Annotated in this window: 10 protein-coding genes; 7 read left to right on the forward strand and 3 right to left on the reverse strand. The window is 41.3% G+C overall.

What is annotated here, in order from left to right; genetic code table 11:
• Window positions 1-12: 12 nt before the first annotated feature.
• The 5 genes from P4S60_RS16135 (at window position 13) to P4S60_RS16155 (ending at window position 4,470) form a co-directional block, all read left to right on the forward strand.
• A complete protein-coding gene (locus P4S60_RS16135) occupies window positions 13-642 on the forward strand; it encodes a methylthioribulose 1-phosphate dehydratase (RefSeq protein WP_063701015.1) in 630 nt (209 codons plus the stop codon).
• Complete coding sequence (gene mtnC / locus P4S60_RS16140; RefSeq protein ID WP_337116605.1) at window positions 639-1,325, forward strand: acireductone synthase; 687 nt, start codon at window positions 639-641, stop codon at window positions 1,323-1,325. Before P4S60_RS16135 ends, mtnC begins: the two co-directional genes overlap by 4 nt.
• Window positions 1,322-1,864 (forward strand): 1,2-dihydroxy-3-keto-5-methylthiopentene dioxygenase, encoded by a 543-nt coding sequence (locus tag P4S60_RS16145; RefSeq protein WP_119853718.1) that lies wholly within the window; start codon window positions 1,322-1,324, stop codon window positions 1,862-1,864. Before mtnC ends, P4S60_RS16145 begins: the two co-directional genes overlap by 4 nt.
• A gap of 1 nt (window position 1,865) precedes the next feature.
• Window positions 1,866-2,207: a gamma-glutamylcyclotransferase family protein gene (locus tag P4S60_RS16150; protein WP_119853717.1), complete on the forward strand. Its 342-nt coding sequence runs from the start codon at window positions 1,866-1,868 to the stop codon at window positions 2,205-2,207.
• 94 nt (window positions 2,208-2,301) lie between these two features.
• Window positions 2,302-4,470 (forward strand): winged helix-turn-helix domain-containing protein, encoded by a 2,169-nt coding sequence (locus P4S60_RS16155; protein WP_337116606.1) that lies wholly within the window; start codon window positions 2,302-2,304, stop codon window positions 4,468-4,470.
• A gap of 4 nt (window positions 4,471-4,474) precedes the next feature.
• Here P4S60_RS16155 and mtnA read toward each other — a convergent pair whose 3' ends face one another.
• On the reverse strand, window positions 4,475-5,500 hold the full coding sequence (gene mtnA / locus P4S60_RS16160; protein ID WP_337116607.1) for an S-methyl-5-thioribose-1-phosphate isomerase: 1,026 nt from the start codon (window positions 5,498-5,500) through the stop codon (window positions 4,475-4,477).
• A gap of 145 nt (window positions 5,501-5,645) precedes the next feature.
• Between mtnA and mtnK the strand changes: the two genes are divergently transcribed.
• Window positions 5,646-6,863: an S-methyl-5-thioribose kinase gene (gene mtnK / locus P4S60_RS16165; RefSeq protein ID WP_337116608.1), complete on the forward strand. Its 1,218-nt coding sequence runs from the start codon at window positions 5,646-5,648 to the stop codon at window positions 6,861-6,863.
• Window positions 6,864-6,919: 56 nt separating this feature from the next.
• On the opposite strand, the gene P4S60_RS16170 is transcribed toward mtnK, so the two are convergent.
• Window positions 6,920-8,404: an FMN-binding glutamate synthase family protein gene (locus tag P4S60_RS16170; protein ID WP_119853714.1), complete on the reverse strand. Its 1,485-nt coding sequence runs from the start codon at window positions 8,402-8,404 to the stop codon at window positions 6,920-6,922.
• Window positions 8,405-8,507: 103 nt separating this feature from the next.
• Window positions 8,508-10,286, reverse strand: coding sequence for a DUF885 domain-containing protein (locus P4S60_RS16175; protein WP_337116609.1), 1,779 nt, complete (start codon window positions 10,284-10,286; stop codon window positions 8,508-8,510).
• Between the two features lie 359 nt (window positions 10,287-10,645).
• On the opposite strand from P4S60_RS16175, the gene P4S60_RS16180 reads away from it, so the two are divergent.
• Complete coding sequence (locus P4S60_RS16180) at window positions 10,646-11,632, forward strand: GGDEF domain-containing protein (protein WP_337116874.1); 987 nt, start codon at window positions 10,646-10,648, stop codon at window positions 11,630-11,632.
• The last annotated feature ends 100 nt before the right edge of the window (window positions 11,633-11,732 follow it).

Raw genomic sequence — 11,732 nt, forward strand, 5'->3', positions numbered from 1 at the left:
GTCGAGGAATATATGCATAACAATACCGCTATTTCAGAACTAATTGAAGCTGGTAAATGGGTAAGCCAACGTGGCTGGGTCCCTGCTACTGGTGGTAACTTTTCAGCCCGCACTGCAAGCGGTTATGTCGTCACAGCAAGTGGCTTCGATAAAGGCCAACTCGGCACTCATGCGTTTATTGAATTTGACCATGAAGGTAATCGCACTAAAGGCTCTGGTAATCCATCAGCTGAAACCGAGCTACATTTAAATATGTATAAGCTTATCCCATCAGCTAAATTTGTTTTGCATACCCATTCTGTTGCAGCAACTGTGTTATCGCGTGTGATCAAAGGCCACGCTATCAATTTACATGGCTACGAAATGCAAAAGTCTTTAAGTGGTGTTAAATCGCATTTAGATACGCTAAGTATTCCAATTTTTGATAATGACCAAGACATTGACCGTTTAAGTTTATTGGTCAGTGATCATCATCTTCACACCCCTATTGAGCATGCCGTATTAATTCGTGGTCATGGTTTATACGTGGTTGGTCGCGATATCAAAGAAGTACAGCGTCATTTAGAAGGCTTAGAGTTTTTGTTTAGCTGTGAACTTGAACGCTTAAAACTAGAAGGCATTCAAGCTGGAGTTCAAGCATGATCAAAGCAATTTTAACCGATATTGAAGGCACAATTACCCGCATTTCTTTTGTTAAAGACGTATTATTTCCTTACGCTGCAGGGCAATTACCTGAGTTTGTAAAGTCACATCAAAGTGACCCAGAAGTAGCAGCCCAAATTGAGGCTGTTAAGGCACATATAGAGCAACCAGAAGCCGATATCGACACGGTTATTAGCCATTTAATTCATTGGATTGAAACGGATCAAAAAATTACCCCACTTAAGCAGTTACAAGGGTTAATTTGGCAAACAGGCTACGAAAATGGTGATTTTACTGGCCACCTTTACCCTGATGCTTATGACTTTTTACAAGCCCAAAAACAAGCTGGTAAAAGTTTATATGTCTACTCTTCGGGCTCTGTGAAAGCGCAGCACCTGATTTTTGAGTTTTCTGATTATGGTGATATTAGACCTTTATTCAGTGATTACTTCGACACCAAAGTTGGCGCAAAACAACAGCAGAGCTCTTATGAGAATATTATTGCAGCCTTGCCTTTTGAAGCTGCAGAAGTGCTGTTCTTAAGTGATGTGGAAGCAGAGCTTGATGCTGCCAAAGCTGCTGGTCTTGGTACTTTGCACCTTGTTCGCGATGGCCAAGCAGTAAGCGACGCTCACCCATACATTAACGATTTCACAGCATTTAGTGCGGAGCTTTTAGCATGAGCCAATTAACTATTTTTAATGATAACAACGCAGACAACATACTGTTTCACAGTGAAGACTTAAGCGCGATTGCGAGTGAGCTGAATGCGGTTGGCGTTCGCTTTGAGCAGTGGCAAGCAACGGCACAGATTGACCAAGATACCAGCCATGACGCCATTTTAACTGCCTATGCTAACGATATAGAGCGCCTTAAGGCTGAAGGGGGTTATCAAACAGTGGACGTTATTTCGCTTGCGAAAGGTAATCCAAATGCCAGCGAATTACGCAGTAAGTTCTTATTTGAACATACACATAGCGAAGATGAAGTACGTTTTTTTGTGAAAGGCCAAGGTTTATTTTGCTTACACTTAGGCGATAAAGTGTATCAAGTGCTGTGCCAGCAAGGTGACCTTATTTCTGTTCCTGAGCTCACACCGCATTGGTTTGATATGGGCAGCGACCCTGAATTCACAGCAATTCGCTTATTTAATAATACCGAAGGTTGGGTGGCTAAAAGTACTGAGTCAACCATTGCTAACACCTTCCCACTGCTGGACTAACATGGAAAAGCTATTTTCTTACGGTACTTTACAGTATCCGCAGGTTCAGCTAGATACCTTCGGGCGCTTGCTCGAAGGTCAACCAGCTACATTAACCGGGTATGTTATTGGTGAAGTAGAGATCACCGACGAAGCAGTTCTTAAAAGTAGCGGCCAGCGTTTTCACCCAGCGTTAATCAAAACGGGCAAACAAAGTGATACGGTTAATGGCACAATTTACTTAATCACCGAACAGGAGCTTGCTCAGGCAGACGCTTACGAAGTGGATGATTATCAAAGAATTGCAGAAACATTTCAGTGTAACAGCCAAGCTTGGCTATATGTTGCAAAAAACAGCCTTTAATTTACAAATATAAAACAAAAAAACCCAAATCAAGAACAAAAGCTGCTATTATCTTCCCCATCAAGATTATTACATTTTAGTTAAAGGACTAAACATGGGGTCGGCATTTTCACCCTTACGCGATACCGTTATTTATGTGGGTGAGTGGCAATTTAACACTCAGCAGCAAACCATCAGCGATGGCACTCATACGCGCGAACTAGAACCTTTACTTTATAAACTCTTGTGCTTTTTCATTACCCATAATGATCGCATTATCACTCGCCAAGAATTGGTTGAAAACATTTGGCAACAAAGCTTTGTTGATGACAATGCCATCAACCGCGCCATCTCAGAATTAAGAAAAGTACTCAAGTCAGAAAAGCAGCCTGGGCAAACCATTAAAACCCATTACCGCAAAGGCTACAGTTTATTTATTGAAGTTAGGTCTCTTGATCACGCTGTGAGTACAGAGCCGCTAAAAACAGAAAATGTAATAACAGCAGATAAAGACGCTGAGACTCAAGTTAATACAGCCAACATTAGTCCAAAAAAAGATCATACTTCTCGCTGGCCGTGGCCTTTTGCAGCCTTAGTATTGAGTTTATTGTTTGCTGCTATTTGGTTGTTCTTACAACAGCCTAAAGCCACTACTGAAGAGCAAAGCGAAGCACCACTTTTAGACCTACAAGTAGAAACGATTTCCTGGCATAAAGGCACACACTACCGCTTAATGCTCAATCAAGACAAAACAAAATTAGCCTACATACTGCAAAATGATATTGACGATAAGTACCTTTATGTTGTCGACTTAACAACTAAAAAAGAGTACCAAATTGCATCAGGGGATCTCTTTTTACAAGGCTGGTCTGACGATGGCGAGCGTCTATTCTATGGTTCATGTGAAGGAAGTGATTACAACGATTGTATTGCTTGGCAAGCAAGCAACCTGTTATCGAATGAAGCTTTAATTAAGCCTAGAACCAATCAATTTATACGTAGCTTATCTCCAACCCAGTACATGGAGGTCGGCAATGTGGCAATTACAAGACGAAATAACTACCGTGGTTTAACTCACTTAAACGCCCTTTATGCTCAAGATTTAAAAACAGGTGAAGAAATTCGCATTACTTCACCAAATATCACAGGGACTGGCGACTACATTTTAACCACCATCAAAAACCCTAGTCGGATTATTTTCGAGCGCCATAATGTGGGTCAAGCAGAGATTTACATGGCAAATTTAGACGGCAGCTCACTTAAACTCTTAACGACGAACAACTACCGCTCTTGGGCTGCGACTTATGATGGGCAAACTAACTCGCTGGTTTGGTATAACCGCGGTAAATTGACGATAGAATCATTTTCGTTTGATACCATGAGCCGAGGACAACCTGTTAAAGCACCAGTAAAGCGAGCTAATTACGCTTACCCCCTTAATAAACATAGTGTTTTGATCAGCACTGATTTACACGACAGTGATGGAGTCATATTTGACTTAAAATCAAAACAAATGAGCTATATTGCTACGGCAAATAAGCATGAGGATGACGTTGTCGCACTACCGAATAATAATGTCTACTTCGCTGATTTTGAATACTATAAGCGTCAACACTGGCTGAGAAAAGATAACCAATATATAGATATAACCGACAAGCTTGGCGAAGATACGACCGTTATTACTGCAAATAGCGACAGCAGTCAGCTCGTAAGTTTTAATAAAACCACTCAGCAACTAAGCTTATTAAGTGCCAATGATTTTTCAGAAATTAAACACTGGACGCTACCAGGAAACAGCAAACTGGCAGCAATCAGAGGCAATAAAATTGCAGTGATTTATACAGAGCTTAGCAGCCAGCAAAACCAAATAATGATTTTGCACACCAATAGCGATCACGTTGTTAAAAGCACCATCGACACCCCCTTAGAAATTGCTTGGTATGACGATGATCAGCTAATCGTGCATTCTAAGTACGCAAAATACCTGCTGTTAGACAGTGACAATAATACCTATAGTGAACTGGTGACCCCAGACAAACTTATCGAGCTAAAGCCTTCGATTATCTCGATGGCAAGTAATCATCACAGCTTGTACATCGCCACTGAATCAGAAGTGTATAGTATCAACTTAGCAAAAATGCAGGATGTTGAACTTGCAGTTCAACTACAGCATTTGCACTTTATTAGCCATCTCAATGCCAATAATGACAAGCTCGCTATTTCATTCTTAACTGCAAATACTCAAAACAACATTGAGCTTTACACTAAAAAAAGTGCTGAGTAATTTTCTACTTTAGCTGCTTTAGAACACCTTGCTCGATATCGGATTGGTTATAAACGCCGCTATCGAGCACCCAGCCTGTGACTAGGCTCGCCGGTGTAACATCAAATGCCGGGTTATAAACCTTTGCGTTAGTCGGTGCCCACATCGCTTCACCAAAACTACCACTAACACCGCGTACTTCGTTGGGGCTGCGTTGCTCAATTTCGATATCGGCACCACACACCGTTTGTGTATCAAGCGTCGTAAGTGGCGCAACGACATAAAATGGAATGTTATGGAAATGCGCTAACACAGCGAGGTTATAAGTGCCGACTTTATTTGCAAAGTCACCGTTTGCAGCAATACGGTCTGCACCTACAAATATTTTATCTACTTTGCCCGCAGCCATTAAACTGGCTGCCATGTTATCGCAAATCAAAGTATAAGGGATTTGCCAACGCTCAAGTTCAAAAGCTGTTAAGCGGCCGCCTTGTAGTAACGGTCGTGTCTCATCAACCCAAACATGAATATCACCATGGCGTTGCTGCGCTTTATAAATCACACCTAATGCAGTGCCTACACCAGCCGTTGCCAACGCACCTGTATTACAGTGCGTTAAAATGTTATCGCCTTTATCAACCAAGGCAGCACCACGTTCTGCCATGCTATCGCAAAGGGCAATATCTTCTTTAAATAACTGTTCAGCAGTCGCGACAACAGCAGCAACATAATCAGTCTCTGTCAGTGCTGTACGTAACTTGGCCATACAGTGCATTAGGTTAACGGCGGTTGGGCGGGTTGCTTCTAGCTCATCTATAGCAACCGAAAGTGCTGACTGACTCATGCCCTGCTCTGCTAAATGCGCAACCAATAAACTCGCTCCTAAGCCAATTAAAGGTGCGCCTCTAATTTTCAAGGTCAAGATCAGGTCTTTCATCGTTTCAACATCATTGCACACATGCCAATGCTGTTGATGTGGCAACAAATACTGGTCAAGCACGGTTAACGTACCTTGCTGATATTTAATACTGCTGGCGATGAGATCTTGCATACTGAATCCGAATTACTAATGAAAAACTAATTTAAGCGAATAGTTATTTTACATCAGTTTTGACAACTAACAAGCTAGATGTATGGACATCTAAACGGTTGCAGGTATAGAATGCTTAAAGTTAATTGTATTACGAGATAAAGCTATGGCTAACTATACTGCCTTCACTGCAGAGCATGCTGTTGATTACATTAAAAAACTTATCGAAAATGAGTTAAGCTCAGTATTCGCTGCTGATGCAACACTGACTGCATACGAATTTGGTGATGGAAACTTAAACTTAGTTTTTCGTGTTGCTGATCAGCACAACAACAGTGTAATTTTAAAGCAGGCACTTCCTTACGCCCGTTGTGTAGGTGAGTCATGGCCGTTATCGTTAGACCGCGCACGTATTGAAGCCGAAGTATTGATTAATCATGGTCAGTTATGCCCTGAACATACTGTGGCAATACTGCATCACAATGTCGGGTTGGCGTTAACCGTGTTAGAAGATTTAGGTGAGTTACAAATTTTACGTGGCGCACAAATCAAGGCCGAGCAATTTCCATTATTGGCCAGCCATGTTGCGCTCTATTTAAGCCGTACAGGCTTTTATAACTCAGACTTTTACTTATCTGCTGAAGATAAAAAAGCCAAAGTCAGTCAATTTATTAACCCTGATTTATGTAAGATCACGGAAGACTTATTCTTTACTGATCCGTATATTGAGCATGAGCGCAATAATTTCCCAGCTGAGCTTACTGAGCACGTCGAAAGTATTCGTAATAATGATGCTTTAAAACTAGCCGCAGCTAAATTAAAAGCGAAATTCTTATCATGCCCGCAAACTTTATTGCATGGCGATATGCATAGTGGCAGCATTTTTGTTGATAGCAAAACCACTAAAATGATCGACCCAGAGTTCGGCTTTTTTGGCCCTGTTGGTTTCGATATCGGCTCATTTATGGGTAATTTGTTACTAAATTACTGTGCCCAAAATGGACGTATTGCCGAACAAGCAAAGCGCCGTCAGTATCAAACTCATTTATTAACCTGCTTACAAGACTGTTACAGCCAATTTGAACAACATTGGTTAAACCTAGCAAGCAGCGAAGCAACTGATATTAGCTTTGCAAACCGCGCCTTTATTGAAGATTACTTACAACACGTATTGCGTGATGCAATTGGTTACTGTGGCGCTGAACTTATTCGCCGTACTATTGGTTTAGCCCATGTTGCTGATATCGATGGAATTGAAGATGAACAAGCGCGTTTAGCAGTACAACAACAAACTCTCGTACTTGGCGAGCAACTGATGCTCAATGCCACAAGCTGTAACAATAAAGACGAGTTCTTTTCTTTATTAATCAGTTTATTAAATTAACTAGCAAAAAGTAAAAAGGCGCTCAATGCGCCTTTTAATTATTCAACTCAACTAGATTATTTATTGTAGTGCTCATACATTTTATCGAGCGGCTCTGATAAACCATTCTCTTGTACTACACGCACATGCTGGCGAGCTAACTCACGGGCACTTGATACACCACACGAGTGAGCAATTAGCCCTGCACCATAGTGAATAAACTTATTATAATTAGCGACACGCTGTGCCTTATCGGTCACATCTAAGCCTCGTTGTAAGCGTTCATTGTGAGTCGTAATACCGGTCGGACAGGTATCTTTATTACACTGCAGAGCCTGAATACAACCTAGCGAAAACATATGACCGCGCGCCGAAACAATAAAATCAGCCCCAAGCGCTAATGCCCAAGCCACTTTTGACGGTACGATTAGCTTACCCGATGCAATCACTTTCACTCGCTCTCTGAGACCATGTTTCTTTAGCAAATCGACAACCAAAGGCAGGCTCTCTCGTAGCGGTAAACCAACTGAATCCATCAAGGGTTGAGGAGCTGCGCCCGTACCGCCGTCGGCACTATCAATAGTGATGAAATCAGGCGCTGATTCAATGCCTCGGTTATTAATTTCACTGAACAAGGTTTCGAGCCAAGTGTATTCACCAATCACCGCTTTAAAACCGGTTGGTTTACCTGTGGTACTGCGTACCGTTTCAATCATATCGAGTAAATCTGCTGGGCATTTAATCTCTGGATGACCATTTGGACTAATTGAATCATGCCCTTCAGGAATGCCCCGGATTTTTGCAATTTCAGCAGTCACTTTGCGCCCTGGTAACATCCCCCCTTTACCGGGTTTGGCACCTTGACTCATTTTAATTTCGAACATTTTAACTTGTTCGTGCTCAGCAATTGCTTTGAGTTTTTCGGTGCTTAATTTGCCGTGCTCATCTCGTACACCATATTTTGCCGTGCCAATCTGAAACACAATATCTGCACCACCTTCAAGGTGATAAGGACTGAGCCCTCCTTCGCCTGTATTCATCCAACAGCCTGCTAACTTTGCACCTCGCGATAACGCGCGAACAGCAGGCTTAGATAAGGCACCAAAGCTCATACCAGAAATATTAAATAACGAGTTTGTTGTATAAGGAGTTTGGCAATAAGGCCCTAACGTGACTTCACTAGGGTCAAGTGCATCTTCATCTAAGGTTGGAAACGCACAGTTCATAAACATCACAGTGCCCGTTGCTTCTAGACTTTGTGTTGAGCCAAAAGCCGTAGTACGGTCAACATTTTTCGCAGCACGATAAACCCAGCTTCGATCAGCACGGTTAAATGGCAATTCTTCTCTATCCATTGCAAAGAAGTATTGACGAAAGAATTCACCTTGACGCTCAAAGAAATAACGAAAGCGGCCAATCACTGGGTAATTACGGCGAATCGCCTGTTTAGACTGCGTCACATCACTAATGTAAAAGCACACAATCACCAGCAAACCTATGCCGAGTGCAAAAATAAATAAGCTGGCAAAAACATCGATACTAAAAATTATAAAATCACTCATCCAAGGCCCCTTTGTGAAATGACATCCTTCAAAGCATATAAGGTGTTTATATTACGTGCAATAAACAAAAAAGGCGTGATGTAAATCACGCCTTTCTCATCTGCTATGCTGCTCGTTTTGCTAGCTCAGCTTTAATATAAAGTTGAATTTGCTCTTCAAGCACCGACATTGGCACTGAGCCATGACGCAATATTTGATGGTGGAATTCGCGAATATCAAAGTCTTGGCCAAGCGCTTGCTCTGCTTCATGGCGTAAACGTTTAATCGTTAGCTCACCAATTTTGTATGACAACGCTTGTGCAGGCCATGAAATATAACGGTCGGTTTCGGTTTTCACGTTATGTAATGAAAGCGCGGTGTTTTCGCTCATAAATTTCATTGCGCGTTCGCGACTCCAGCCATACATATGCATACCTGTATCAACCACTAAACGCGCAGCACGCCACATTTCATAAGTTAATCGACCAAAGTCACTGTATGGGTCTTGGTAAAAGCCCGCTTCGATACCTAAAAATTCAGAATATAAGCCCCAACCTTCGCCAAATGCCGACAAATATGCATTGCGGCGATAGCTTGGTAATGACTCAAGTTCAGCATTAAGTGAAATTTGTAAATGATGACCAGGTACAGCTTCGTGTAGGGTTAATGCTTCAAGAACATACAACGGGCGCTTATCTAGCGCATAGGTATTAACCCAGTAATAACCCGCTTGATCATCACGACGAGAGCCTGAGTAACGACCCGTTGTATATTTAGGGGCAATACTCTCAGGCACTGGCGCAACACCGTACGGCATTCTTGGTAAGGTATGGAATAATTTAGGTAACTGCGCATCCATTTTTTTGGCGATGTAAGACGCTTCTTTTAGCAAATCTTTCGGTGTTTTTGCGTAAAATTGCGGATCAGTACGTAAAAAGTGGACAAAATCAGCAAACGAGCCTTCAAAACCTACTTTCTCAATAATTTTTTCCATTTCTGCACGAATACGCGCGACTTCTTGTAAACCCAGCTCATGAATTTCTTTTGGCGTCATATCTGTGGTGGTGTAGTACTTAGCGCGATTTTCGTAAAACGCTTTGCCATTTGGCGTACTCGAAATACCAATATCTGTACGTGCCCCCGGTTGATACTCATTGTTAAAGAAAGTTAAGTAACCTTGATAAGCCGGAATAACCTGTTCTTTAATAATGGTTTGTGCTTGCTTTTGTAATGCAGCAAATTCGCTATCACTCACACCTGCCGTGTTATTTAAAAATGGTTTGTAAAATTCAGACTGGGTAGCATCATCAACAATATAAGCCGTAATAGAGTCTTGATAGCCTTCTAAAACAGCTTTTGGTTGGGTTAGACCCACTTCAAGTCCTTTGCGCATCCAGCCAATATTTTGCGAGAAATAGCGGGGAATTTGCTGCAATTTAGCAAGGTATAGCTGGTAGTCTTGCGGTTTTGTGTAATCAGAGCTAGAAACCATAAACGACAAGCTAGAATGAAACCCATACTCAGATGTCAGTGGCATATAGTGCGTATTGAAGACATATTCATCGACACTATTTTGCACTTGGCCACGCAAAATAGTCAGGTTAATGCGGTTTTCTTCAGATAACTTATCACGGTCGATAGCATCTAACTCAGCAAGTAATTCAGTATTCTTCTTGTATTTTTGCTCTAAAAATTCAGCCGATAGATTTTCTAATAAATACCCATCTACGCCATTTTCTTTGCCATATGGGCTGATGCTTTGGCGATAATTAACAATATTTTCGGCTACTTGAGTAAATTGCTGATCAGCATCAATATTTGTTACCTGACAAGCGCTTAAAGTACACGCTAAAGCAACCGCAATAACAGAGCGGTTTAAAGTTCGCGACAGTGTTTGTTTCATAGCATTCTTTTTAGTTTTAATCAGTATCGCTAAAGTAGCGCAGCACTGGCTAAAACCCAAGCAAATGCGACCAAGCTCAGGTTAAATGCGCTTAAATTAGCAGCGCTGTGTAAACAACAGTGAGCAAGCTTTAAACAATTTTTAATTACACTTGTTAAAGTTGTTGAGAAAATCAGCTAATAGACACAAACGAAACAAATTTAAGTTCCAAAGTTAGCAATTTTGCTTTTAAATAGGCTGATTACAGATTACTGTAGACTCAGTATTTATGCTTGGAAGCAAATACACCTTACGGAAGAGATTATTAATTGGTTGATATGCGTATTTAGTGGTATTGAAAAATGATGTTCCATGATTCCATGGCTATTGCTCAAGAAAAAATGACAAAGGTATGTATCTTTTTAGAACATCACGCATTACCGCCGTCACCACTAAACTATCAGGTTGTTTACACCTACGTCAGCCAATCTAATCCAAAACTTAACGCCGCTATTGACCGTGCAGTCGCACAAAGAAAAACCATCGATTGTGTATATGTAGAACAGTTGTACTTCGATTTTATGGAACAAGGCCATAAAATGAAAACGGCGATTGTTCGCAATGTTGACTCTGTTATAAACACCCTTTCGCGTAATGCCAACAATAACGAACAAAACATTGTGCGCTTTGCCGATCAAATTACCGATTGTGTGCATTCAATTGATGAAAACAACATTGAGCAAACGCGCCACGCATTAAAAATGCTCAGTAAGCAGTCTGAAGTGCTGCTCAATCAACATCGTCAATTTAAGCAAGAAATAGCAAAGGCAAAAGCACTTCAAGAAAAAACCCAAAAACAACTCACCCAATTACGCAAGCAACATATCACCGACCAGCAAACTGGCTTATATAAGCGCCATTACTTAAATCAACAAACCCAGCTCTGGGTTGGTCAAAATAAAGCGGTTTGTGCGATTTCTATTCATATTGAGAACTTAAACCATTTTATTGAAAACTATGGCGATGTGATTGGTGAGGTGATTTTAAATAAAGTCGCGAAGCAAGTGCAAAAGTACGTGCTTGAAAGCGGTTTACCTGGGCGTACAAGTAAAGATGAATTTACCATTTTACTTGCTGATATAGAGCCTGAAACGGCGAACTTAATTGCCGAAAAAGTACGAAATGGCGTCGAAAAGCTACGTTTTGTCAGCTCTAAAAATGGCACCAAACTCCCCGCGATTACGCTAGCTCTAGGGATCGCGAAACATGAAGGTGATGGCAACTTTAACAGTTTAGCCCGTAAAGCCTCTTTAGCAGCAGCAAAAGCAAAGTCACTAGGACAAAGTAGTTTTATTGCCGGCCAATAAAGTTTAAAACTGCGCTAAGTCATGAAAAGCCACGCTAATCTGATGATTTAGTTATAATCAAATTGCACCCCACAGCTACAATCAAGTACACTAGTCTTTA

This window comes from Pseudoalteromonas sp. Hal040 (genome assembly GCF_037162425.1).
Lineage (GTDB): Bacteria > Pseudomonadota > Gammaproteobacteria > Enterobacterales > Alteromonadaceae > Pseudoalteromonas > Pseudoalteromonas gelatinilytica.

Excerpts from the sequence above, each read along its gene's own strand:
- P4S60_RS16135 (WP_063701015.1), top strand. The coding sequence starts at position 13 with ATGCATAACAATACCGCTATTTCAGAACTAATTGAAGCTGGTAAATGG.
- mtnC (WP_337116605.1), top strand. The coding sequence starts at position 639 with ATGATCAAAGCAATTTTAACCGATATTGAAGGCACAATTACCCGCATT.
- P4S60_RS16145 (WP_119853718.1), top strand. The coding sequence starts at position 1,322 with ATGAGCCAATTAACTATTTTTAATGATAACAACGCAGACAACATACTG.
- P4S60_RS16150 (WP_119853717.1), top strand. The coding sequence starts at position 1,866 with ATGGAAAAGCTATTTTCTTACGGTACTTTACAGTATCCGCAGGTTCAG.
- P4S60_RS16155 (WP_337116606.1), top strand. The coding sequence starts at position 2,302 with ATGGGGTCGGCATTTTCACCCTTACGCGATACCGTTATTTATGTGGGT.
- mtnA (WP_337116607.1), bottom strand. The coding sequence starts at position 5,500 with ATGCAAGATCTCATCGCCAGCAGTATTAAATATCAGCAAGGTACGTTA.
- mtnK (WP_337116608.1), top strand. The coding sequence starts at position 5,646 with ATGGCTAACTATACTGCCTTCACTGCAGAGCATGCTGTTGATTACATT.
- P4S60_RS16170 (WP_119853714.1), bottom strand. The coding sequence starts at position 8,404 with ATGAGTGATTTTATAATTTTTAGTATCGATGTTTTTGCCAGCTTATTT.
- P4S60_RS16175 (WP_337116609.1), bottom strand. The coding sequence starts at position 10,286 with ATGAAACAAACACTGTCGCGAACTTTAAACCGCTCTGTTATTGCGGTT.
- P4S60_RS16180 (WP_337116874.1), top strand. The coding sequence starts at position 10,646 with ATGGCTATTGCTCAAGAAAAAATGACAAAGGTATGTATCTTTTTAGAA.